The following is a 25295-nucleotide window of genomic DNA, read 5'->3' on the forward strand; positions in this document are numbered from 1 at the left end:
TCTTTATCAGAAAACGTCTTAGCCAACCGGTGGAGAAAGCAATGCAGGATCGCAATTTTGATGATATTGCGGAAAAGTTTTCCCGTAACATTTACGGCACCACCAAAGGGCAGCTTCGACAGGCTATTCTGTGGCAGGATCTCGATCGCGTGCTGGCGGAAATGGGCTCGCAAAAACTGCGTGTGCTGGATGCTGGCGGTGGAGAAGGGCAGACCGCAATCAAAATGGCCGAGCGTGGGCATCAGGTCATTTTATGCGATCTTTCAGCGCAGATGATCGACCGCGCAAAACAGGCGGCAGAAGCAAAAGGTGTGAGCGACAACATGCAATTTATACATTGCGCCGCTCAGGATGTTGCTTCGCATTTGGAAACGCCCGTTGATCTGATATTGTTCCATGCGGTGCTCGAGTGGGTGGCCGATCCCCGCAGCGTATTGCAGACCCTGTGGTCAGTGTTATGTCCAGGCGGTGTGTTGTCGTTAATGTTCTACAATGCGCACGGTTTGTTGATGCATAACATGGTCGCCGGGAATTTTGATTACGTGCAGGCGGGAATGCCGAAAAAGAAAAAACGGACGCTTTCGCCAGATTATCCACGCGACCCGGCGCAGGTTTATCTGTGGCTGGAAGAAGCTGGTTGGCAAATTCTGGGTAAGACAGGCGTTCGCGTGTTTCATGATTATCTGCGCGAGAAGCACCAGCAGCGCGACTGCTATGAAGCATTACTTGAATTAGAAACGCGTTATTGCCGTCAGGAACCGTATATTACCCTGGGGCGTTATATTCATGTCACCGCGCGCAAACCGCAGAGCAAGGATAAAGTATGAGTGAATTTTCCCAGACAGTCCCCGAACTGGTTGCCTGGGCCAGAAAAAATGACTTCTCCATCTCGCTGCCGGTAGACCGACTCTCTTTTCTGCTGGCGGTTGCCACGCTGAACGGCGAGCGTCTGGATGGTGAGATGAGTGAAGGCGAGCTGGTGGATGCATTCCGCCATGTGAGTGATGCGTTTGAGCAAACCAGCGAAACCATCGGCGTGCGCGCCAACAACGCGATCAACGACATGGTGCGTCAACGTCTGCTGAACCGCTTTACCAGCGAGCAGGCGGAAGGGAACGCAATTTACCGTCTGACGCCGCTCGGCATCGGCATCACTGACTATTACATTCGTCAGCGCGAGTTTTCTACGCTGCGCCTTTCAATGCAGTTGTCGATTGTGGCGGGTGAGCTCAAACGCGCAGCAGATGCCGCCGAAGAGGGCGGTGATGAATTTCACTGGCACCGTAATGTTTATGCGCCACTGAAATATTCGGTAGCAGAAATTTTCGACAGTATCGACCTGACGCAACGTCTGATGGATGAACAGCAGCAGCAGGTGAAGGATGATATCGCCCAGTTGTTGAACAAAGACTGGCGGGCGGCGATTTCCAGCTGCGAATTGTTGCTTTCAGAAACTTCCGGAACGCTGCGTGAATTGCAGGATACGCTGGAAGCGGCAGGTGATAAATTGCAGGCTAATCTGTTACGCATTCAGGATGCGACGATGACTCATGATGATCTGCATTTCGTCGATCGTCTGGTGTTCGATCTGCAAAGCAAGCTCGACCGTATTATCAGCTGGGGCCAGCAATCCATCGACTTATGGATTGGCTACGACCGCCACGTACACAAATTTATTCGTACCGCTATCGATATGGATAAAAATCGCGTCTTTGCTCAGCGGTTACGTCAGTCGGTTCAAACCTATTTTGATGAGCCGTGGGCGCTAACTTATGCCAATGCCGATCGTCTGCTGGATATGCGTGACGAAGAGATGGCATTGCGCGATGAAGAAGTGACTGGGGAACTTCCTGAGGATCTGGAGTACGAAGAGTTTAATGAGATCCGCGAACAGCTGGCGGCGATCATCGAAGAACAACTTGCCGTGTACAAAACCAGACAAGTGCCGCTGGATCTTGGTCTGGTGGTACGCGAATATCTGGCGCAGTATCCGCGTGCGCGTCACTTTGACGTTGCGCGTATTGTTATTGATCAGGCGGTACGCCTCGGCGTAGCGCAAGCAGATTTCACCGGACTGCCAGCGAAATGGCAGCCGATTAATGATTACGGAGCCAAGGTACAGGCGCATGTCATCGACAAATATTGAACAAGTGATGCCGGTTAAGCTGGCGCAGGCACTGGCGAATCCGTTATTTCCGGCGCTGGATAGCGCCTTACGTTCAGGCCGTCATATTGGCCTTGACGAACTGGATAATCATGCATTCCTGATGGATTTTCAGGAATATCTGGAAGAGTTTTACGCGCGTTATAACGTTGAGCTTATTCGCGCACCGGAGGGGTTCTTCTATTTACGCCCACGTTCCACCACGCTGATCCCACGTTCCGTCTTGTCAGAACTGGATATGATGGTCGGGAAAATCCTCTGTTATCTCTATCTCAGTCCGGAACGGCTGGCGAATGAGGGGATTTTCACCCAGCAGGAATTGTACGACGAACTGCTCACCCTGGCCGATGAAGCAAAATTGCTGAAACTGGTGAACAATCGTTCTACTGGTTCAGACGTTGACCGGCAGAAGTTGCAGGAAAAAGTACGCTCTTCGCTCAACCGTCTGCGTCGCTTAGGCATGGTGTGGTTTATGGGCCATGACAGCAGTAAGTTCCGCATTACCGAATCGGTGTTCCGCTTCGGAGCCGATGTGCGTGCTGGCGACGATCCCCGTGAAGCACAGCGTCGCCTGATTCGTGATGGCGAAGCAATGCCGATTGAAAATCATCTGCAACTCAACGATGAAACCGAAGAGAATCAGCCAGATAGCGGAGAGGAAGAATAATGATTGAACGCGGTAAATTTCGCTCACTGACGCTGATTAACTGGAACGGCTTTTTTGCACGAACTTTTGACCTCGATGAGCTGGTTACGACGCTCTCCGGTGGTAACGGTGCGGGTAAATCTACTACCATGGCGGCGTTCGTTACGGCGCTGATCCCCGACCTGACCCTGCTGCATTTCCGTAACACCACGGAAGCCGGGGCCACCAGCGGTTCGCGCGATAAAGGTCTGCACGGTAAGCTGAAAGCGGGTGTCTGCTATTCGATGCTCGACACCATTAACTCGCGCCATCAGCGCGTGGTGGTCGGCGTGCGTCTGCAACAGGTTGCCGGGCGCGATCGTAAAGTTGATATCAAACCATTTGCCATTCAGGGCTTGCCGATGTCGGTGCAGCCGACACAACTGGTGACCGAAACTCTGAATGAACGTCAGGCGCGTGTACTGCCGCTTAACGAGCTGAAAGACAAGCTCGAAGCGATGGAAGGCGTGCAGTTTAAGCAGTTCAACTCTATTACCGATTACCACTCGCTGATGTTCGATCTGGGCATCATCGCACGTCGTCTGCGCTCAGCGTCTGATCGTAGTAAATTCTATCGTCTGATTGAAGCTTCGCTGTACGGCGGGATTTCCAGCGCCATCACCCGTTCTCTGCGCGACTACCTGTTGCCAGAAAATAGCGGCGTGCGTAAAGCGTTTCAGGACATGGAAGCGGCGCTGCGTGAAAACCGTATGACGCTGGAAGCGATTCGTGTTACCCAGTCTGACCGTGACTTGTTCAAGCATCTGATCAGCGAAGCGACTAACTACGTGGCGGCGGACTACATGCGTCACGCCAACGAGCGCCGTGTTCATCTCGATAAGGCCCTGGAGTTTCGTCGCGAGCTACATACTTCGCGTCAGCAACTGGCGGCTGAGCAGTACAAACACGTCGACATGGCGCGAGAGCTGGCTGAGCACAACGGTGCCGAAGGCGATCTGGAAGCGGATTATCAGGCGGCCAGCGATCACCTGAACCTGGTGCAAACCGCACTACGTCAGCAGGAGAAGATCGAACGCTACGAAGCGGATCTCGATGAGCTGCAGATCCGTCTGGAAGAGCAAAACGAAGTGGTGGCAGAAGCCATCGAACGCCAGGAAGAGAACGAGGCTCGTGCGGAAGCTGCCGAACTGGAAGTGGACGAGCTGAAAAGCCAGCTTGCTGACTACCAGCAGGCGCTGGACGTCCAGCAAACGCGCGCGATCCAGTATAACCAGGCGATTGCTGCGCTTAATCGTGCCAAAGAACTGTGCCATCTGCCGGACTTAACCGCCGACAGCGCTGCCGAATGGCTGGAAACCTTCCAGGCGAAAGAGCTGGAAGCGACCGAAAAAATGCTCTCTCTTGAGCAGAAAATGAGCATGGCGCAAACCGCGCACAGCCAGTTTGAGCAGGCTTATCAGCTGGTGGTGGCAATCAACGGCCCGCTGGCGCGTAACGAGGCGTGGGATGTCGCTCGCGAACTATTGCGCGAAGGGGTCGATCAGCGTCACCTGGCAGAGCAGGTTCAGCCGTTGCGGATGCGCTTAAGCGAACTGGAACAGCGTCTGCGTGAACAGCAAGAAGCTGAGCGTCTGCTGGCAGATTTCTGCAAACGTCAGGGCAAGAATTTTGATATTGATGAACTGGAAGCTCTGCATCAGGAGCTGGAAGCACGCATTGCCTCTCTTTCCGATAGCGTCTCTAACGCCCGAGAAGAGCGGATGGCACTGCGCCAGGAGCAGGAACAGCTGCAGTCTCGCATTCAGAGTTTGATGCAGCGTGCGCCGGTTTGGCTGGCAGCGCAAAACAGTCTCAACCAGTTGAGCGAACAGTGCGGCGAAGAGTTCACCTCCAGCCAGGATGTCACCGAATATCTGCAACAGTTGCTTGAGCGTGAGCGCGAAGCGATTGTTGAACGTGACGAAGTTGGCGCACGCAAAAACGCCGTCGATGAAGAGATCGAACGTTTAAGCCAGCCTGGCGGCTCTGAAGATCAGCGTCTGAATGCGCTGGCGGAGCGTTTTGGCGGCGTGCTGCTGTCAGAAATTTATGACGACGTTAGCCTGGAAGATGCGCCGTACTTCTCGGCGTTGTACGGCCCGTCACGCCACGCTATCGTGGTGCCGGACCTGTCACAGGTAACCGAGCATCTGGAAGGCTTGACCGATTGCCCGGAAGATCTCTATCTGATCGAAGGGGATCCGCAGTCATTCGATGATAGCGTGTTCAGCGTTGATGAGCTGGAAAAAGCGGTAGTGGTGAAAATCGCCGATCGTCAGTGGCGTTATTCACGTTTCCCGGAAGTGCCGCTGTTTGGTCGTGCTGCGCGTGAAAGCCGTATTGAAAGCCTCCATGCGGAACGTGAAGTGCTTTCCGAACGCTTCGCCACGCTCTCCTTTGATGTACAGAAAACCCAGCGTCTGCATCAGGCGTTCAGCCGCTTTATTGGTAGCCATCTGGCGGTAGCGTTTGAGTCTGATCCGGAAGCAGAAATCCGTCAACTGAACAGCCGTCGCGTCGAACTGGAGCGGGCGTTGAGTAATCATGAAAATGATAACCAGCAGCAGCGTATTCAGTTTGAGCAGGCGAAAGAGGGCGTTACGGCGCTGAACCGCATTCTGCCGCGTCTCAACCTGTTGGCTGATGACAGCCTGGCGGATCGCGTCGATGAAATCCGCGAACGTCTGGATGAAGCCCAGGAAGCCGCGCGTTTTGTTCAGCAGTTTGGCAATCAACTGGCGAAACTGGAACCGATCGTTTCGGTATTGCAGAGCGACCCGGAACAGTTCGAACAGTTAAAAGAAGATTACGCGTACTCTCAGCAGATGCAGCGCGATGCCCGTCAGCAGGCGTTTGCCCTGACGGAAGTGGTGCAGCGTCGTGCGCACTTTAGCTACTCTGACTCGGCAGAAATGCTTAGCGGTAACAGCGATCTCAACGAAAAACTGCGTGAACGTCTGGAACAGGCGGAAGCGGAGCGTACCCGCGCTCGTGAAGCGTTGCGCGGACACGCAGCGCAGTTGAGTCAGTACAACCAGGTGCTGGCTTCGCTGAAAAGTTCTTACGACACCAAAAAAGAGCTACTCAACGATCTGCAACGTGAATTGCAGGATATCGGCGTGCGTGCTGATAGCGGGGCAGAAGAGCGGGCGCGTATTCGCCGTGACGAGTTGCACGCGCAACTGAGCAATAACCGTTCACGCCGCAACCAACTGGAAAAAGCGCTTACCTTCTGCGAAGCGGAGATGGACAACCTGACCCGCAAACTGCGCAAGCTGGAGCGTGATTACTTTGAGATGCGCGAGCAGGTAGTGACCGCGAAAGCGGGCTGGTGTGCAGTGATGCGCATGGTGAAAGATAACGGTGTTGAGCGCCGCTTACACCGTCGTGAGCTGGCTTATCTCTCCGCTGATGATTTGCGTTCCATGTCGGATAAGGCGTTGGGTGCGTTGCGTCTCGCGGTAGCGGATAACGAACATCTGCGCGACGTGCTGCGTATGTCGGAAGATCCAAAACGTCCGGAACGTAAAATTCAGTTCTTCGTGGCGGTTTATCAGCATCTGCGCGAGCGTATTCGTCAGGATATTATTCGTACCGATGATCCGGTTGAAGCTATCGAGCAGATGGAGATCGAACTTAGCCGTCTGACTGAAGAGTTAACGTCCCGCGAACAGAAACTGGCGATCAGTTCCCGCAGCGTGGCGAACATCATCCGTAAAACCATTCAGCGCGAGCAGAACCGTATCCGTATGCTCAACCAGGGCTTGCAGAACGTATCGTTCGGTCAGGTGAACAGCGTGCGCCTCAACGTGAACGTGCGTGAAACGCACGCCATGCTGCTGGATGTGCTCTCTGAACAGCACGAACAACATCAGGATCTGTTTAACAGCAACCGTCTGACCTTCTCGGAAGCGCTGGCGAAACTGTATCAACGTCTTAACCCGCAGATTGATATGGGGCAGCGCACGCCGCAGACTATCGGTGAAGAACTGCTGGATTACCGCAACTATCTGGAAATGGAAGTTGAGGTTAACCGTGGTTCCGATGGTTGGTTGCGCGCGGAGTCTGGCGCACTGTCGACCGGTGAGGCGATTGGTACCGGTATGTCGATTCTGGTGATGGTGGTACAAAGCTGGGAAGATGAATCTCGCCGCCTGCGCGGTAAAGATATCTCTCCTTGCCGCCTGCTGTTCCTCGATGAAGCAGCGCGACTGGACGCCCGTTCCATCGCCACGCTGTTTGAATTGTGTGAGCGTTTGCAAATGCAGCTCATCATCGCAGCGCCGGAAAATATCAGCCCGGAAAAAGGCACCACCTATAAACTGGTGCGTAAAGTCTTCCAGAATACCGAACACGTTCACGTAGTCGGTCTGCGTGGTTTTGCACCGCAACTCCCTGAAACGCTTCCAGGAACTGACGAAGCGCCTTCCCAGGCGAGTTAAGATTGAGGCGGCAGCGATGCCGCCTTTCCTGTTTCTGAAAACTCCGTTTCTGCACTAAAAAAGTGCCACATTCTGGCGCGCTTTTCTTTAAACTTCTTTACATTAGGTTATGTAAAAACGTATCGGCGTTTATATACTGAAGATAAGCCTGATGAGTAACAGGCTTGCTCGTCATACTTTCGTGAGTATTGGCGTTGTACAGGCAAGTCGTAAAATAACAGCCTGGCTATTCAAAGTATGATAAAAACAGGGGGCAAGGGATGTTGCTTAATATGATGTGTGGTCGTCGGCTGTCGGCAATCAGTTTGTGCCTGGCCGTAACATTCGCTCCACTGTTCAATGCGCAGGCCGATGAGCCTGAAGTAATCCCTGGCGACAGCCCGGTGGCTGTCAGTGAACAGGGCGAGGCACTGCCGCAGGCGCAAGCCACGGCAATAATGGCGGGGATCCAGCCATTGCCTGAAGGTGCGGCTGAAAAAGCCCGCACGCAAATCGAATCTCAATTACCCGCAGGTTATAAGCCGGTTTATCTTAACCAGCTTCAATTGTTGTATGCCGCACGCGATATGCAACCCATGTGGGAAAACCGTGATGCTGTTAAAGCCTTCCAGCAACAGCTGGCAGAGGTGGCGATTGCCGGTTTCCAGCCGCAGTTTAATAAATGGGTAGAGTTGCTGACCGATCCTGGTATTAACGGGATGGCACGCGATGTGGTGCTCTCTGATGCGATGATGGGCTATCTCCATTTCATCGCAAATATTCCAGTCAAAGGCACTCGCTGGCTATACAGCAGTAAACCTTATGCGCTTTCCACGCCGCCGCTCTCGGTGATTAACCAATGGCAGCTGGCGCTGGATAAAGGTCAATTGCCGACGTTTGTTGCAGGACTGGCACCGCAGCATCCGCAATATGCGGCGATGCATGAATCTTTACTGGCCTTACTCAGTGACACCAAACCGTGGCCCCAACTGACCGGCAAAGCAACGTTGCGCCCAGGACAGTGGAGTAACGACGTACCGGCGTTGCGCGAAATATTGCAACGCACAGGCATGTTGGATGGGGGGCCGAAAATTACGCTACCTGGCGATGACACGCCAACTGACGCGGTAGTCAGCCCATCCGCTGTTACTGTTGAAACAGCAGAAACTAAGCCGATGGACAAGCAAACTACGTCTCGTAGTAAACCTGCGCCTGTCGTTCGTGCCGCCTACGATAATGAACTGGTGGAAGCCGTTAAACGTTTTCAGGCATGGCAAGGATTGGGAGCAGATGGCGCTATTGGCCCGGCAACGCGTGACTGGTTAAACGTAACGCCCGCCCAGCGTGCTGGCGTGTTGGCACTCAACATCCAGCGATTGCGCTTGCTGCCAACAGAGCTTTCTACCGGGATCATGGTTAACATTCCGGCCTATTCGCTGGTCTACTATCAGAACGGCAATCAGGTGCTGGATTCGCGAGTCATTGTCGGTCGCCCCGATCGCAAAACGCCGATGATGAGCAGTGCACTTAACAACGTAGTGGTAAACCCGCCGTGGAACGTACCACCAACTCTGGCACGCAAAGATATTCTGCCGAAAGTGCGCAACGATCCGGGATATCTCGAAAGCCATGGCTATACGGTGATGCGCGGCTGGAACAGCAGAGAAGCGATTGACCCATGGCAGGTTGACTGGTCTACAATCACGGCCTCGAATTTACCGTTTCGCTTCCAGCAGGCTCCAGGCCCACGGAACTCGCTGGGGCGCTATAAATTCAATATGCCGAGTTCAGAGGCCATTTATTTGCATGACACGCCGAACCACAATCTGTTCAAGCGTGATACACGCGCATTGAGCTCAGGCTGTGTACGAGTGAATAAAGCTTCCGATCTGGCGAATATGCTGTTGCAGGATGCAGGCTGGAATGACAAACGTATTTCTGATGCGCTGAAGCAGGGCGATACGCGTTACGTCAATATTCGGCAGTCGATTCCGGTGAATCTCTACTATCTGACGGCCTTTGTTGGTGCAGATGGTCGTACCCAGTATCGTACAGATATTTACAATTATGATCTGCCTGCGCGATCCAGCTCGCAAATTGTATCGAAAGCGGAACAATTAATCAGGTAAATGAAGCAGTTCGGGGAAATCAGTTGTCGTAATAATTAGCATGATCGGGGGCGCTTCTCTGCAGCCCCCGTCACTGCTGGGGTTGAGTCATCTTGACGTCTGCTTTACGGGCGGTTAAGGTGCCTCTTGTGCGCCAGAAGTGCATATAAACGATAACATTGACCTGTAGACTTGATTATCATGGACAAATTCGACGCTAATCGCCGCAAACTGCTGGCGCTTGGTGGCGTTGCACTCGGTGCCGCCATCCTGCCGACCCCGGCATTTGCAACACTCTCTACCCCACGCCCGCGCATTTTGACACTCAATAATCTTCATACCGGAGAGTCAATCAAAGCGGAGTTTTTCGATGGCAGAGGCTATATTCAGGAAGAATTGGCAAAACTTAACCATTTTTTCCGCGATTACCGCGCGAACAAAATAAAGTCCATCGACCCAGGATTATTCGACCAGTTGTATCGCCTGCAAGGGTTGTTAGGCACCCGCAAACCGGTGCAACTCATTTCCGGTTATCGTTCCATTGATACCAACAATGAACTACGCGCCCGCAGCCGTGGAGTAGCGAAGAAAAGCTATCACACTAAAGGCCAGGCGATGGATTTCCACATTGAAGGTATCGCGTTAAGCAATATTCGCAAAGCCGCGTTATCTATGCGCGCAGGTGGTGTAGGATATTACCCACGTAGTAACTTTGTGCATATTGATACCGGGCCAGCACGGCACTGGTAGTAATCGCTTAACGAAACAGGGGCAGTATGAACTATCGTATTATTCCGGTCACCGCATTCTCCCAGAACTGTTCATTGATCTGGTGTGAACAAACCCGTCTGGCCGCACTGGTCGATCCTGGCGGCGATGCGGAAAAAATCAAACAGGAAGTTGATGCCAGCGGCCTGACACTGATGCAGATCCTGCTGACTCATGGTCATCTGGACCACGTTGGCGCAGCGGCGGAACTGGCGCAACATTACGGCGTGCCGGTTTTTGGCCCGGAAAAAGAAGATGAGTTCTGGCTGCAAGGCTTGCCTGCGCAAAGTCGTATGTTTGGTCTGGAAGAGTGTCAGCCGCTGACGCCAGATCGTTGGCTGAACGAAGGCGATACCATCAGCATAGGGAATGTGACTTTACAGGTGTTACATTGCCCTGGGCATACGCCGGGTCATGTCGTGTTTTTTGATGAGCGGGCAAGGCTGCTGATTTCTGGCGACGTTATTTTCAAAGGTGGAGTAGGGCGCAGTGACTTCCCGCGTGGCGATCATAATCAACTGATTTCTTCAATCAAAGATAAATTGCTGCCACTGGGGGATGATGTGACATTTATTCCGGGTCACGGACCATTATCCACACTTGGTTATGAGCGCCTGCATAATCCCTTCCTGCAAGACGAAATGCCCGTCTGGTAAAGGCGCATAAAAAAGCCCGCTTTTCAGCGGGCTTCATTGTTTTTAACGCTTACAGCACTGCCACAATCGCTTCGCACAGCGGAGCCATATTATCTGGTGTCATCCCGGCCACGTTTACGCGACCAGAAGCAACAGCATACACGCCAAACTCTTCGCGCAGACGCAGCACTTGTTCTTTTGTCAGGCCACTGAAGGAGAACATGCCGTTCTGTTTGATGATAAAGCTGAAGTCGCGGTTTGCGCCTTTTTCCTGCAGCGTATTGACGAACAACTGACGCATACGCTGAATACGCTGGCGCATATCAGTCAGCTCTTGTTCCCAAATCGCACGTAACGCATCGTTGCTCAGGATGGTGGCAACAACAGAAGCGCCGTGTGCTGGTGGGTTAGAGTAGTTAGCGCGAATCGCCGCTTTCATTTGGCTGAATGCGCGATCAACGGTCTCACTGTCAGCAGCAACCAGAGTACAAGCGCCAACACGCTCGTTGTACAGGCCAAAGTTTTTAGAGTAGGAACTGGCAACAATCAGCTCTTTATGCATAGCCGCGAAAGCGCGCAGTCCTTCAGCATCTTCTTCCAGACCACGGGCAAACCCCTGGTACGCGAAGTCAAACAGCGGTAACCAGCCTTTCTCAACGGAAAGTTGTGCCAGTGTCTGCCATTGTTCCAGCGTAGGGTCGATACCGGTTGGGTTATGGCAGCAGCCATGGAACAGCACTACGTCGCCAGCCTGAGCTTCGTTCAGGCTGTTAATCAGTGCATCGAAGTCAAGGGTGTGATTTTCCGCATCATAATAAGCGTATTCACGAACTTCCAGACCTGCAGAGTTAAAGACGCTCTTATGGTTCGGCCAGCTTGGGTTGCTCACCCACACACGCTTAACGCTGGTATTTTTTGCCAGGAAATCGGCAGCCACGCGTAGTGCGCCAGTGCCACCCGGAGTCTGTGCCGTGCGAGCACGTTTGTCATTGATCAGGGCGCTACCTTTACCAAACAGCAGTTCCTGAGTGCAGCGACCAAATTCAGGGATGCCGTCAATGCCGAGGTAATTTTTGGTGGTTTCATTTTCGAGCAGATACTGTTCAGCCTTTTTCACGCTGGTCAGTACCGGGGTTTTGCCCGTCTCATCTTTATAGACACCAATCCCGAGGTTAATTTTGCCGGGACGTTCATCGGCACGAAACAGATCGGCCAGGCCCAGAATCGGGTCGGCAGGAGCGGCGGTAATGTTCTCAAACATGACGAGGTTCCATTATGGTTACAGAAGGGAAGTCCGCTATCAGGGTAACGGGAGATTTACAAAATTCCAACTATTACTGATGAAAACGCAGGCTGTTTTTGCAAGACGTGAGATTGCTCTGGAAGGCATAAAAAAAACAGGACCAAAGTCCTGTTTTTTCGGCATTTAACAAAGAGGTGTGCTATTAGAACTGGTAAACGATACCCACAGCAACGGTGTCGTCTGAACCTACGCCCAGTTTGTTGTCAGAATCGATCTGGTTGATGATGTAGTCAACATAGGTGGACATGTTTTTGTTGAAGTAGTAGGTTGCGCCCACTTCAAAGTAGTTCACCAGATCAACATCACCGATACCTTCTACGTCTTTCGCTTTAGATTTGGTGTAAGCGATGGACGGACGCAGACCGAAATCGAACTGGTATTGCGCAACTAACAGAACATCTTGCGTTTTGTTGGCGAAGCCGCTGATGTTTGTAAATTTATTAGTGATCGGCGTAGCGTTACGGGTTTCACCGTAGTTCGCTGCCAGGTAGATGTTGTTCGCGTCATACTTCAGACCAGTAGCCCACTGTTCAGCTTTTTTACCGTTGCCAAGAGGTTGAGCTTCTTGCAGGTTGGTACGGTCAGCGGCGCCATAAGCACCAACGATACCAAAGCCTTCGTATTCGTAGCTGATAGAACCGCCAACACCGTCGCCGTTAGAGCGGCGTGCAGTGTCACGCTCGTTTTTACCCAGGTACTGAACAGCGAAGTTCAGGCCATCAACCAGACCAAAGAAGTTGGAGTTACGATAGGTAGCAACGCCGCCAACACGACCAACGAAGAAGTCATCGCTGTATGCCGTGTCACCACCAAATTCTGGCAGCATATCGGTGTAACCCAGTGCATCATAAACCACACCGTAGTTACGGCCGTAATCGAAAGAACCAACGTCAGCGTATTTAAGACCCGCGAATGCCAGACGGGTTTTGTTACCAGTTTGAGCGTCAGCGCCTTCAGAGTTGTTACCCTGGAAGTTATATTCCCACTGACCATAACCGGTCAGATCGGAATTGATTTGAGTTTCCCCTTTAAAACCAAGACGGGCATAGGTCATGTCGCCATTGCCACCGTAACTGTTTTCACCGTTACCCTTGGAGAAATAATGCAGACCGACAGCTTTACCGTACAGATCTACTTTGTTGCCATCTTTGTTATAAATTTCTGCAGCGTTTGCAGTACCTGCTACTAACAGAGCAGGGACGATCACTGCCAGAATATTGCGCTTCATCATTATTTATTACCCTCATGGTTTTTTTATGACACCTGCCACTGCCGTCAATAAGTTCTGTCAATAAAAATTTACGGAACTATTGATGAGAGTTTGGTGTCTTTATGTGTCTGCAGGCATCTTTCCATTCAAACTAACGTTTCGCTACCGTGAAAGTGCTACAAAGATAAAGATTTGGTTTCAAAAAGAAAAAATATGTAACTAAAAGTAAAATTTAAGGAACTTTGTGAACGCCGTCATATTTCCATTGAATCATGATGATATTTACAGCAATTTTTATCTATTTATATGATTTCCTTATATTTAAATTAACTAAAAGGAAATTTTGTTTCTGATGGAAACTTTATCGACCTGGCAATAAATCCTCGTTCAGACATCCAGAACGCCAAAAAATAGTATGAAAATTGTGCTATCAGCTAAGAAAAAACTAATCCGCAATAAGAATGCGGATTATTTTTTGTGCGCAAATGTTGCAGTGTAATATTCCGTAACAGGATGATCGTTATGGCGGGGTTGCAAATAGATTGCTTGACTTAACAAACAGATAACTTGACAGAAAGGATAAAAAAAGAGCCAGCGGGCGCTGGCTCTTGAAGACGCTAAATTAGAAGCTGGCGTTACGCGGAGTACGTGGGAACGGAATCACATCACGCACGTTTTGCACGCCAGTTACGTAAGCAATCAGGCGTTCAAAACCAAGACCGAAACCGGAATGCGGAACAGTACCGTAGCGACGCAGATCGCGATACCACCAGTAATCTTCTTTATTCAGGCCCATTTCCAACATACGCTCGTCCAGCACGTCCAGACGCTCTTCACGCTGAGAACCACCAATGATTTCACCGATGCCCGGAGCCAGAACATCCATAGCCGCAACAGTTTTACCGTCTTCGTTAAGGCGCATATAGAACGCTTTAATGTCTTTCGGATAGTTTTTAACCACCACCGGTGCTTTAAAGTGTTCTTCCGCCAGATAACGTTCATGCTCAGAAGAGAGATCAACGCCCCAGTAAACCGGGTTTTCAAACTTCTTGCCGCAGTTTTCGAGAATGGTCACTGCGTCGGTGTAATCCACCTGAGCGAAGTCGGCCTCAATAAAACGTTCCAGACGTGAAACGGCATCTTTATCTACGCGTTCAGCGAAGAATTTCATGTCGTCAGCGCGTTCTTCGAGAACCGCTTTGAAGACATATTTCAGCATGGCTTCAGCCAGACCCGCGATATCGTTCAGGTTAGCAAACGCCACTTCCGGCTCCAGCATCCAGAATTCCGCCAGGTGACGGCTGGTGTTGGAGTTTTCAGCACGGAAAGTCGGGCCGAAGGTATAAATTTTGGACAATGCGCAAGCGTAGGTTTCGCCGTTCAACTGGCCAGATACGGTCAGGAAAGACTCTTTACCAAAGAAGTCTTTGTCGAAATCCACTTTGCCCTGATCGTTACGCGGCAGGTTTTCCAGATCCAGCGTAGAAACGCGGAACATTTCGCCAGCCCCTTCGGTATCAGACGCAGTAATCAGTGGCGTTGAAACCCAGAAGAATCCCTGCTCGTTAAAGAAGCGATGCAGCGCCTGCGCCAGCGTATGGCGAACGCGCGCGACGGCACCAATCAGGTTTGTGCGCGGACGCAGGTGAGCGACTTCACGCAGATACTCAATGCTGTGGCGTTTTGCCGCCATCGGGTAAGTGTCTGGATCTTCAACCCAACCAGCAACTTCAACCTTGCTGGCCTGAATTTCAAATTGTTGCCCCTGGCCCGGCGACGCCACGACTTTACCCGTCACAATGACCGAGCAGCCGGTGGTCAGACGCAAGACGTCTTCATTGTAATTGGGCAGAGAATTATTGATGACAGCCTGTACAGGATCAAAGCAGGAACCGTCATAAACGGCGAGGAAGGAGATGCCAGCTTTTGAATCTCGGCGGGTACGTACCCATCCGCGCACGGTGACTTCGCTGTCAACGGCTACGCGGCCCTGGAGTACGTCGGCTACAGGCACAACGCTCATAATATTCTCTCTGTTAATAGTCGGAAAAAATAAACACTTGTCCACCCGTAAATGGGGGGATACCTATGTTACCTGGCATCTGCAATCAGACAAGCAGAATTCGCAAATGCAGCGAAAGATTTCGGAATTAAAGGTAAAAAAAGGGAGCCGATTAGCTCCCTGATGATATTAACTGGCTTTTTTAATATGCGGAAGGTCGAACGCTTTGCGCAGCGCCCGAACAAACGCTTTATCGTGGCAGATAGTTTTGCCAGGGCTGTCAGAAAGTTTCGCCACCGGTTTACCGTTACACTCAACCAACTTAATGACAATATTCAGGGGTTTTACCTGGGGGATATCGCAGGTCAGGCGAGTCCCAATACCAAAACTTAATTGCACGCGGGAAGAGAAATGGCGGTATAGCTCAACCGCTTTGCGTAAATCCAGATTGTCAGAGAAAACCAGCGTTTTACTCTGTGGATCAATTCCCAGCTTCTCATAATGTGCAATGGCTTTTTCACCCCATTCAACCGGGTCGCCGGAGTCATGACGCAAGCCCTGATAGCGGCTGGCAAATTCTACGCCGAAATCTCGCAGGAAAGCATCCATGGTAATACAGTCGGTTAACGCAATGCCAAGTTGGTCAGGATACTCTTCCAGCCAGGCAGCAAGTGCAGCTCGCTGGCTGTTGGCAAGATCCGGACTGATTTGCTGATGCGCCTGGAACCATTCGTGTGCTTGTGTTCCCATTGGCGTGAGGGAAAGCCGACGCGCCAGATCGTAGTTGCTGGTGCCTACGAACCAGGATTCCTGTTGCAGACGTTTCACGATGGTTTCTTGTACTTCGCGAGAAAAACGTCGGCGGGTGCCAAAATCCATCAGATGGAAGCGCGACATATCAAGATCGGCGGTTAATGCCGAGAAGTCGACTAATTTGCTTTCCAGCGTGTCGAGGGCTTGCGCGACGTCAGCCTGCGGTGAGCGATAGCGATGCACCATTTCACTGATAACCGCCAGCAAAGGAACTTCCCAGAGGATAACTTCGCGCCACGGGCCGCTTAAACGAATATCCAGCTTGCCATTATCATTGGACACGGTGACTTGTTCCGGGTTAAAGCGGAATTCGCGTAGCCAGTTAAGATAGTCGGCCTTAAAGAAAGGCAGGGCAGAGAGCCACTGATATTCATCATCCTGCAGGCGCAGGTGCTGCATCGCCTGAACCTGTTCACGAATAGCATCGGCATAAATACCCAGCAGATCGTCACCTCGGCAACGAAACTCCGCCGCGACATGCACATCGTAATAGTGATGAAACACGGCTTGCTGCATATGCAACTTATAAGCATCTGTATCCAGCAACGAGTGCAGAACAGGAGAAGCGAATTGTGTCATAGGTGCGCAGTAGCGTCCTCGTACAGGAGCGTTTAGTACAATAAACATCTTCAGGAACTGCTGGAGTATACCTTGTTTCGTAATTTATTGAACCCCGATCACACCATATGTCACCTTTCTGGTCGATGGTATTGCGCTGCGTATGTTATAAAAATGTAGCAATAAAGGCGTTTGTACCTGAAAAGATGAAGATTCTGCATAGCGCGATTTACGCAACAGGAATAGACTGAACACCAGACTCTATAAAAGATGCTAAAGGTTATTTATGACTCAACAGCCACAAGCCAAATACCGTCACGATTATCGTGCGCCGGATTACCAGATTACTGATATTGACTTGACCTTTGACCTGGACGCGCAAAAGACGGTCGTTACCGCGGTCAGCCAGGCTGTCCGTCATGGTGCATCAGATGCTCCGCTTCGTCTTGATGGCGAAGATCTTAAACTGGTTTCTGTTCATATTAATGATGAGCCGTGGACCGCCTGGAAAGAAGAAGAGGGCGCACTGGTCATCAGTAATTTGCCGGAGCGTTTTACGCTCAAGATCGTTAATGAAATTAGCCCAGCGGCGAATACTGCGCTGGAAGGGCTTTATCAGTCAGGCGATGCGCTTTGCACCCAGTGTGAAGCCGAAGGTTTCCGCCATATTACGTATTATCTCGACCGCCCGGACGTGCTGGCGCGTTTTACCACCAAAATTATTGCCGATAAAACCAAATACCCGTTCCTGCTTTCCAACGGTAACCGCGTTGCGCAAGGCGAACTGGAAAATGGACGCCACTGGGTACAATGGCAGGACCCGTTCCCGAAACCGTGCTACCTGTTTGCGCTGGTGGCAGGTGACTTTGATGTACTGCGCGACACCTTCACCACGCGTTCTGGTCGCGAAGTGGCGCTGGAGCTGTATGTTGATCGTGGTAATCTCGACCGTGCACCGTGGGCGATGACCTCGCTGAAAAATTCCATGAAGTGGGATGAAGAACGCTTCGGTCTGGAGTATGACCTCGACATCTATATGATAGTCGCGGTGGATTTCTTCAATATGGGCGCAATGGAGAATAAAGGTCTTAACATCTTTAACTCTAAGTATGTACTGGCGCGCACCGATACCGCGACCGATAAAGATTATCTCGATATTGAGCGCGTTATTGGTCACGAATATTTCCACAACTGGACCGGTAACCGTGTGACCTGTCGCGGCTGGTTCCAGCTCAGCCTGAAAGAAGGTTTAACCGTCTTCCGCGATCAGGAATTCAGCTCTGACCTTGGTTCCCGCGCGGTAAACCGTATCAACAACGTGCGCACCATGCGCGGATTGCAGTTTGCGGAAGACGCCAGCCCGATGGCGCACCCGATCCGCCCGGATATGGTTATTGAAATGAACAACTTCTACACCCTGACCGTTTATGAGAAGGGCGCGGAAGTGATTCGCATGATCCACACTCTGCTGGGCGAAGAAAACTTCCAGAAAGGGATGCAGCTCTATTTCGAGCGCCATGATGGCAGTGCGGCAACCTGCGACGACTTTGTTCAGGCGATGGAAGATGCGTCAAATGTCGATCTCTCCCATTTCCGCCGTTGGTACAGCCAGTCCGGTACGCCGATTGTGACCGTCAAAGACGACTACAATCCAGAAACTGAGCAGTACACCCTGACCATCAGCCAGCGCACGCCAGCTACGCCGGATCAGGCAGAAAAACAGCCGCTGCATATTCCGTTTGCCATCGAACTGTATGATAACGAAGGCAAAGTGATCCCGTTGCAGAAAGGCGGTCATCCGGTCAATTCGGTGCTGAACGTCACCCAGGCGGAACAGACCTTTGTCTTTGATAATGTCTACTTCCAGCCGGTGCCCGCACTGCTGTGCGAATTCTCTGCGCCAGTGAAACTGGAATATAAGTGGAGCGATCAGCAACTGACCTTCCTGATGCGCCATGCGCGTAATGATTTCTCCCGCTGGGATGCGGCACAAAGTTTGCTGGCAACCTACATCAAACTGAACGTCGCCCGTCATCAGCAAGGTCAACCATTGTCTTTACCCGCACACGTTGCCGATGCTTTCCGCGCGGTGCTGCTGGATGAGAAGATTGACCCGGCACTGGCGGCAGAAATTCTGACGCTGCCATCCGTCAATGAAATGGCGGAGCTGTTCGATATCATCGATCCGATTGCTATTGCCGAAGTACGCGAAGCACTTACCCGTACTCTGGCGACTGAACTGGCGGATGAGCTGCTGGCTATTTATAACGCAAATTATCAGAGCGAGTACCGCGTTGAGCATGAAGATATTGCAAAACGCACTCTGCGTAATGCCTGCCTGCGCTTCCTCGCTTTTGGTGAAACGCATCTGGCTGACGTGCTGGTGAGCAAGCAGTACCATGCAGCAAACAATATGACCGATGCGCTGGCCGCGCTTTCTGCGGCGGTTGCTGCACAGCTGCCATGCCGTGACGCGCTGATGCAGGAGTACGACGACAAGTGGCATCAGGATGGTCTGGTGATGGATAAATGGTTTATCCTGCAAGCCACCAGCCCGGCGGCGAATGTGCTGGAGACGGTGCGTGGTCTGTTGCAGCATCGCTCATTTACCATGAGCAACCCGAACCGCATTCGTTCGTTGATTGGCGCGTTTGCGGGCAGCAACCCGGCAGCGTTCCATGCCGAAGATGGTAGCGGTTACCAGTTCCTGGTGGAAATGCTTACCGACCTCAACAGCCGTAACCCGCAGGTGGCTTCACGTCTGATTGAACCGCTGATTCGCCTGAAGCGTTACGATGCCAAACGTCAGGAGAAAATGCGCGCGGCGCTGGAGCAGTTGAAAGGGCTGGAAAATCTCTCTGGCGATCTGTACGAGAAGATAACTAAAGCACTGGCTTGATACTTTTGAGCCCAAATGCCGGATGCGACGCTTGACGCGTCTTATCAGGCCTACAAGTCCGTTGAAAATGCTGGTTTTGTAGGCTGGATAAGGCGTTCACGCCGCATCCGGCAGCCGTGCCCAAATGCCTGATGCGACGCTTGACGCGTCTTATCAGGCCTACAATCCGTTGAAACCGCTGGTTTTGTGCGCCACATCCGGCATATTAACCATGACGCCGAATCGGTTGTTCAGAGTGCCCACGCTGCATCACCCGTTGCAACACTTCCGCTTCCAGCTCCGCTAATCTCACCGACCCTAACCGGCGCGGACGGGGGATATCCACCGTCAAATCCAGACCAATTTTTCCCTCTTCAATTAACAACACCCGGTCCGCCATTGCTACCGCTTCGCTCACATCATGCGTCACCAACAGTACGGTAAAGCCGTGCTCCTGCCAAAGTGACACAATCAAATCCTGCATCTCGAGCCGAGTCAGGGCGTCCAGCGCCCCGAGCGGTTCATCAAGCAATAATAAACCCGGTCGATGAATCAACGCTCTTGCCAGCGCCACACGCTGTTTCTGCCCGCCAGAAAGTGCAGCAGGCCATTCCCGCGCGCGATTCTCCAGCCCTACCGCAGCCAGCGCCCGACGCGCGGCATCGCGCCACTGGCCTTTAAGGCCCAGCCCAACGTTATCAATCACCGATTTCCACGGTAGCAGACGCGCATCCTGAAACATCATTCGCGTGTCTTCCTGAATCTCAGCTAGCGGTGTGGTCCCCGCTAACACATCGCCTGCGGTTGGCGTTTCCAGACCTGCCAGCAGGCGCAGCAGGGTACTTTTGCCACCACCGCTGCGGCCCACCACCGCCACAAACTGACCTGCGGGAATATGTAAATCCAGTTGGTTCAGGACGATATTTTCCGCGTAATGTTTGCTTACTGCATTGAGTAACAAGGGTGTGCCCTGGTTCAGACGAGCAGTATTCATACCGTGGCCTCCTTCAAATGATAAGCCGGATTCCAGCGCAGCCAGAGGCGCTCTAACAGCTGCGCGCTGACGTCAGCAAGTTTGCCGAGCAGGGCGTAGAGAATAATGGCGACTACCACCACATCCGTTTGCAAAAACTCCCGTGCATTCATCGCCAGATAACCAATGCCGGAATTGGCAGAAATAGTTTCGGCAACAATCAGCGTCAGCCACATCAGGCCCAACGCAAAACGTACGCCGACCATAATTGAGGGCAGGGCACCAGGCAGGATCACATGGATAAACAGCGGAATGCCGGATAATCCATAGCTACGCGCCATCTCCACCAGACCGCGATCGATATTACGGATGCCGTGCCAGGTGTTGATATAAATGGGGAATAGTGTGCCGAGCGCCACCAGAAAGATTTTCGCGGATTCATCAATGCCAAACCACAAAATCACCAGTGGGATCAGCGCCAGATGCGGCACGTTGCGCAACATTTGAATTGAGGTATCCAGCAGCCGTTCTCCCCAGCGCGACAGCCCGCTAATCAGTCCCAGAATCAAGCCCAGCGATCCGCCAACTGAAAAACCAATCAGCGCCCGCCAGGAGCTGATCGCCAGATGTTGCCACAATTCGCCGCTGGCTGAGAGCGACCAGAACGCCGTCACCACCCCTTCCGGTGAGGGCAAAATACGCGTCGACAACCAGCCAACCGAGGAGGCCAGTTGCCACACCGCCACGATGCCCACCGGTAAAAACCAGGGGGCAACGCGCAATAACCACTTTTTCACTGGCGTTGCCATCATTTTGTTCCTTAGCTTTGCGCGACTTTACGGGGGATAAAATCATTCGCCACCGCTTCGCCTTGCGGATTCAGCGGTTGTGGCTGGGGAATTTCCGGAATGGCAATATCCAGATGTGGGAACAACAACTCGCCGACCCGATACGCTTCTTCCAGATGCGGATAACCAGAAAGCACAAAGCTGTCGATGCCAAGCGCAGCGTATTCGTTGATTCGCGCGGCGACCGTCGGACCATCGCCCACCAACGCCGTCCCGGCACCGCCGCGCACTAAGCCAACGCCCGCCCATAAATTGGGGCTGATCTCCAGATTGTCGCGCTTGCCGTTATGTAGCGCCGCCATTCGCTGCTGCCCCACGGAATCGGTGCGGGCAAACGCGGCTTGTGCTTTGGCGATGGTCTCATCATCAAGATGCGAGATTAACCGCTCGGCGGCCTGCCACGCTTCGTCGTTGGTTTCACGAACAATCACATGCAGACGAATACCGAAACGAATTTTGCGTCCATGCGCGGCAGCTTTCGCCCGCACGTGTTCGATTTTCTCTTTAACCAGTTCCGGCGGTTCGCCCCAGGTGAGGTAGAGATCAACTTGTTCTGCCGCCAGCTCCTGGGCGACGTCTGACGAGCCGCCAAAGTAAAGCGGAGGATAGGGCTGTTGAATCGGCGGGAAGAGCAGTTTGGCTCCGCGCACATGAATATGTTTGCCGTTGAAATCCACTGTCTCGCCAAGCAACAACCGCCGCCAGACCTGGGTAAATTCTGCCGAGGCTTCGTAACGCTCGCTATGATCAAGGAACACGCCGTCGCCTGCCAGCTCTTGTGGATCGCTGCCTGTGACCAGGTTAAACAACGCGCGTCCGTTAGAGAGACGGTCAAGCGTGGCGGCCTGGCGGGCGGCAACGGTAGGCGATGTCACACTGGGGCGCAGGGCGACAAGAAACTTCAGCCGCTGCGTCACCGGGATCATTGACGCTGCCACCAGCCACGCATCTTCGCAGGAGCGCCCCGTTGGAATTAGCACACCGGTATAGCCCAGACGATCCGCCGCTTGCGCAATTTGTTGCAGATAATCATGATCAACCAGGCGTGAACCTTCTTCCGTTCCCAGGTAATGTCCGTCACCGTGGGTCGGTAAAAACCAGAACATATTCAGACTCATAATTGTTTTCCTTCCAGTTGAGTGGGCTGCCAGATGCGCTGGCGGATATCGACTTTTTTCGGTACCAGACGGTTTTCATAAAACAGATCTGCCGTTTGCTGCTGTAAGGCGGCAACGTCGGCGTTAACTGGTTTGATGGTGGTAGGAGGGCGATGATCTAAGTAAGAGGCAATCACCGGTGCCGGTAAACCCATTGTTTTTGCCAGTAAAGCGATGCTTTGCTTACGCTGACTGCGGGTTAACGCATCGGCCTCACTAAAGGTTGCCAGCACGCCCTGAATAAAAGCGCCGTTTTTTTCTGCATACGGACGGGCAGCCAGATAAAACGATCCTGTTTGATTGAGACCGGTGCCATCTTTCAGCACCCGCACGCCGCCCTGTAATAATGCAGCGGAGTAGTAGGGATCCCAGATAGCCCAGGCGTCAACGTTACCTTGCTGGAACGCGGCGCGGGCATCGGCAGGCGTCAGGTAAGTGGGCTGAATATCCGTGAATTTAAGCCCGGCCTGGCGAAGGGCTCGCAGTAAAAGATTGTGCGAACTGGAACCTTTCTGAAAGGCAACTTTGTGACCTTTAAGATCGGCTACGGTTTTGATCGGGCTGTTTTCTGCCACCAGAATCACTTCGGCTTTGGGCTTCGGTGGCTCGACGCCCACGTATACCAAATCAGCCCCGGCAGCCTGGGCAAAGATTGGCGGAATATCCCCGGTACTGCCGAGATCGATACTGCCAACGTTTAACGCCTCCAGCATCTGTGGGCCAGCCGGGAACTCCACCCACGAGATTTTTGTTTGCGGATAGCGTTTTTCCAGCATTTGGTAATTTTTCGCCAGTACCGAACTGATATTGCTTTTCTGATAGCCAATCCTTAACGCTTCTGGCGAAGATTCCGCGGCAACTGCGAGTGTAGAGACGCTAAGCAATCCCGCAAGCGCCAGTTTAATGATGTTACGCATGGGCATTACCTCGCAGAGAAAGAAGGTCAGGAACCTGAACATCACGGCGGTGAAGTGCCTGCCAGAAAGTTTCTAGCGCGGTATCAAGACGGGTTTGCAGATTTGGCGTGAACTGGGGTTTGTGGTGGTAATCAATCACCTGCGAGTCATCGGCAAATACGCCGTGCAGGATCTCCTGGGCTTTCAGTGCGCTTAAAACCGGTTTAAGTGCGTAATCGACTGCCAGCAGATGGGCCACCGTGCCGCCCGTTGCCAGCGGCAGCACCACTTTGCCTTGCAAAGCGCGTTCAGGCAGCAGGTCGAGCAGGGTTTTCAGCGTTCCGGAATAGGCGGCTTTATACACTGGCGTGGCGACAATCAACCCATCGGCCTGTTGCAATTGTTCGGTGAAGGTTTTTAGCGCCGGACTATCGAAACGGGCATAGAGCAGATCTTCCGGGGCGAAGTTTTGCAGATTCCAGTGATAAACCTCTACATCCAGGCCATTCAGTTTTTCCCGCGCATATTCCAGCAAGGAGCTGGAGCGAGAAGGAAAGCGAGGACTACCCGCCAGGGTGATGACACGCATACTCTCTCCTTATAACCAATTGTTCTTGTTTTGTTAACATTGATAACAATTCGGTCAGTCTGACAGAGGTGGCCCGCGAGTCGAAATGATTTATCTGAGGAAGAAAAGCCAAAAAAAGCATAAAAAAAGCGCAATAAGAAAACGTTTGCTATTTTTTGCCACAGGTCAATTCCCTTTTAGTCCGAACTCGCACATAATACGCCCCCGGTTTGCACACCGGGAATCCAGGAGAGTTCATGTACTACCCCTTCGTTCGTAAAGCCCTTTTCCAGCTCGATCCAGAGCGCGCTCATGAGTTTACTTTTCAGCAATTACGCCGCATTACCGGAACGCCGTTTGAAGCACTGGTGCGGCAGAAAGTGCCTGCGAAACCTGTTAACTGCATGGGCCTGACGTTTAAAAATCCGCTTGGTCTGGCAGCCGGTCTTGATAAAGACGGGGAGTGCATTGACGCGTTAGGCGCGATGGGGTTTGGATCTATCGAGATCGGTACCGTCACGCCACGTCCACAGCCAGGTAATGACAAGCCGCGTCTCTTTCGTCTGGTAGATGCCGAAGGTTTGATCAACCGTATGGGCTTTAATAATCTTGGCGTTGATAACCTCGTAGAGAACGTAAAAAAAGCCCATTATGATGGCGTCCTGGGTATTAACATCGGCAAAAATAAAGATACGCCGGTGGAGCAGGGTAAAGATGACTATCTGATTTGTATGGAAAAAATCTATGCTTATGCGGGATATATCGCCATCAATATTTCATCGCCGAATACCCCAGGACTACGCACACTGCAATATGGCGAAGCGCTGGATGATCTCTTAACCGCGATTAAAAATAAGCAAAATGATTTGCAAGCGATGCACCATAAATATGTGCCGATCGCAGTGAAGATCGCGCCGGATCTTTCTGAAAAAGAATTGATCCAGGTTGCCGATAGTTTAGTTCGCCATAATATTGATGGCGTTATTGCAACCAATACCACGCTCGATCGTTCTCTGGTTCAGGGAATGAAAAATTGTGATCAAACCGGTGGCTTAAGTGGTCGTCCGCTTCAGTTAAAAAGCACAGAAATTATTCGCCGCTTGTCACAGGAATTAAACGGTCGCTTACCGATCATCGGTGTTGGCGGCATTGACTCGGTTATTGCTGCGCGTGAAAAGATTGCTGCGGGGGCCTCACTGGTGCAAATTTATTCTGGTTTTATTTTTAAAGGACCGCCGCTGATTAAAGAAATCGTTAACCATATCTAATTATTTCTTTGAATTTCTCTTTATAAGATAATCAGGGCTT

At 52.0% G+C, this 25295-nt stretch carries 18 protein-coding genes; 9 read left to right on the forward strand and 9 right to left on the reverse strand.

Annotation, left to right across the window (positions count from 1 at the left end; all coding sequences use genetic code 11):
• The first annotated feature begins 41 nt into the window (after window positions 1-41).
• The 7 genes from cmoM (at window position 42) to gloC (ending at window position 10802) form a co-directional block, all read left to right on the forward strand.
• Window positions 42-827 carry a tRNA uridine 5-oxyacetic acid(34) methyltransferase CmoM gene (gene cmoM / locus QUE34_RS05495; RefSeq protein WP_032302797.1) on the forward strand — a complete coding sequence of 262 codons (786 nt, stop codon included), beginning with the start codon at window positions 42-44 and terminating at the stop codon, window positions 825-827.
• Window positions 824-2146, forward strand: a complete 1323-nt coding sequence (gene mukF, locus QUE34_RS05500; protein WP_001288847.1) for a chromosome partition protein MukF — start codon at window positions 824-826, stop codon at window positions 2144-2146. Before cmoM ends, mukF begins: the two co-directional genes overlap by 4 nt.
• Window positions 2127-2831 carry a chromosome partition protein MukE gene (gene mukE / locus QUE34_RS05505; RefSeq protein ID WP_001295347.1) on the forward strand — a complete coding sequence of 235 codons (705 nt, stop codon included), beginning with the start codon at window positions 2127-2129 and terminating at the stop codon, window positions 2829-2831. Before mukF ends, mukE begins: the two co-directional genes overlap by 20 nt.
• Window positions 2831-7291, forward strand: coding sequence for a chromosome partition protein MukB (gene mukB / locus QUE34_RS05510; RefSeq protein ID WP_000572670.1), 4461 nt, complete (start codon window positions 2831-2833; stop codon window positions 7289-7291). The genes mukE and mukB overlap by 1 nt, the downstream gene beginning before the upstream one ends.
• Before the next feature lie 260 nt (window positions 7292-7551).
• A complete protein-coding gene (gene ldtD, locus QUE34_RS05515; RefSeq protein WP_032302798.1) occupies window positions 7552-9399 on the forward strand; it encodes a L,D-transpeptidase in 1848 nt (615 codons plus the stop codon).
• A gap of 180 nt (window positions 9400-9579) precedes the next feature.
• Window positions 9580-10128 (forward strand): peptidoglycan L,D-endopeptidase MepK, encoded by a 549-nt coding sequence (gene mepK, locus QUE34_RS05520; protein WP_001295932.1) that lies wholly within the window; start codon window positions 9580-9582, stop codon window positions 10126-10128.
• A 26-nt stretch (window positions 10129-10154) separates the two neighbouring features.
• Window positions 10155-10802: a hydroxyacylglutathione hydrolase GloC gene (gene gloC, locus QUE34_RS05525; protein ID WP_001109455.1), complete on the forward strand. Its 648-nt coding sequence runs from the start codon at window positions 10155-10157 to the stop codon at window positions 10800-10802.
• Between the two features lie 49 nt (window positions 10803-10851).
• Here gloC and aspC read toward each other — a convergent pair whose 3' ends face one another.
• The 4 genes from aspC to pncB form a co-directional block, all read right to left on the reverse strand.
• The gene (gene aspC / locus QUE34_RS05530) at window positions 10852-12042 is read right to left on the reverse strand and encodes an aspartate transaminase (RefSeq protein ID WP_000462687.1); all 1191 of its coding nucleotides are present in this window, start codon (window positions 12040-12042) and stop codon (window positions 10852-10854) included.
• A 184-nt stretch (window positions 12043-12226) separates the two neighbouring features.
• On the reverse strand, window positions 12227-13315 hold the full coding sequence (gene ompF, locus QUE34_RS05535; RefSeq protein WP_000977917.1) for a porin OmpF: 1089 nt from the start codon (window positions 13313-13315) through the stop codon (window positions 12227-12229).
• Window positions 13316-13916: 601 nt separating this feature from the next.
• Complete coding sequence (gene asnS / locus QUE34_RS05540; protein WP_000117877.1) at window positions 13917-15317, reverse strand: asparagine--tRNA ligase; 1401 nt, start codon at window positions 15315-15317, stop codon at window positions 13917-13919.
• A 168-nt stretch (window positions 15318-15485) separates the two neighbouring features.
• On the reverse strand, window positions 15486-16688 hold the full coding sequence (pncB, locus tag QUE34_RS05545) for a nicotinate phosphoribosyltransferase (RefSeq protein ID WP_001354882.1): 1203 nt from the start codon (window positions 16686-16688) through the stop codon (window positions 15486-15488).
• Between the two features lie 265 nt (window positions 16689-16953).
• Between pncB and pepN the strand changes: the two genes are divergently transcribed.
• Entirely contained in the window at window positions 16954-19566 is a 2613-nt protein-coding gene (gene pepN / locus QUE34_RS05550; protein WP_286338936.1) for an aminopeptidase N, read from the forward strand.
• A 205-nt stretch (window positions 19567-19771) separates the two neighbouring features.
• On the opposite strand, the gene ssuB is transcribed toward pepN, so the two are convergent.
• The 5 genes from ssuB to ssuE are packed head-to-tail and all read right to left on the reverse strand — an operon-like array spanning window position 19772 to window position 24008.
• On the reverse strand, window positions 19772-20539 hold the full coding sequence (gene ssuB / locus QUE34_RS05555; protein WP_032302800.1) for an aliphatic sulfonates ABC transporter ATP-binding protein: 768 nt from the start codon (window positions 20537-20539) through the stop codon (window positions 19772-19774).
• Window positions 20536-21327: an aliphatic sulfonate ABC transporter permease SsuC gene (gene ssuC / locus QUE34_RS05560; RefSeq protein ID WP_032302801.1), complete on the reverse strand. Its 792-nt coding sequence runs from the start codon at window positions 21325-21327 to the stop codon at window positions 20536-20538. The genes ssuB and ssuC overlap by 4 nt, the downstream gene beginning before the upstream one ends.
• A gap of 11 nt (window positions 21328-21338) precedes the next feature.
• Window positions 21339-22484 carry an FMNH2-dependent alkanesulfonate monooxygenase gene (gene ssuD / locus QUE34_RS05565; RefSeq protein ID WP_032302802.1) on the reverse strand — a complete coding sequence of 382 codons (1146 nt, stop codon included), beginning with the start codon at window positions 22482-22484 and terminating at the stop codon, window positions 21339-21341.
• Complete coding sequence (ssuA, locus tag QUE34_RS05570; protein WP_032302803.1) at window positions 22481-23440, reverse strand: aliphatic sulfonate ABC transporter substrate-binding protein SsuA; 960 nt, start codon at window positions 23438-23440, stop codon at window positions 22481-22483. The genes ssuD and ssuA overlap by 4 nt, the downstream gene beginning before the upstream one ends.
• Window positions 23433-24008 carry an NADPH-dependent FMN reductase gene (ssuE, locus tag QUE34_RS05575; protein ID WP_032302804.1) on the reverse strand — a complete coding sequence of 192 codons (576 nt, stop codon included), beginning with the start codon at window positions 24006-24008 and terminating at the stop codon, window positions 23433-23435. The genes ssuA and ssuE overlap by 8 nt, the downstream gene beginning before the upstream one ends.
• 236 nt (window positions 24009-24244) lie before the next feature.
• Here ssuE and pyrD point away from each other — a divergent pair, with 236 nt between their 5' ends.
• A complete protein-coding gene (gene pyrD, locus QUE34_RS05580) occupies window positions 24245-25255 on the forward strand; it encodes a quinone-dependent dihydroorotate dehydrogenase (RefSeq protein WP_032302805.1) in 1011 nt (336 codons plus the stop codon).
• Window positions 25256-25295 lie beyond the last annotated feature (40 nt).

The organism is Escherichia sp. KS167_9B (assembly GCF_030295215.1).
GTDB lineage: Bacteria > Pseudomonadota > Gammaproteobacteria > Enterobacterales > Enterobacteriaceae > Escherichia > Escherichia coli_F.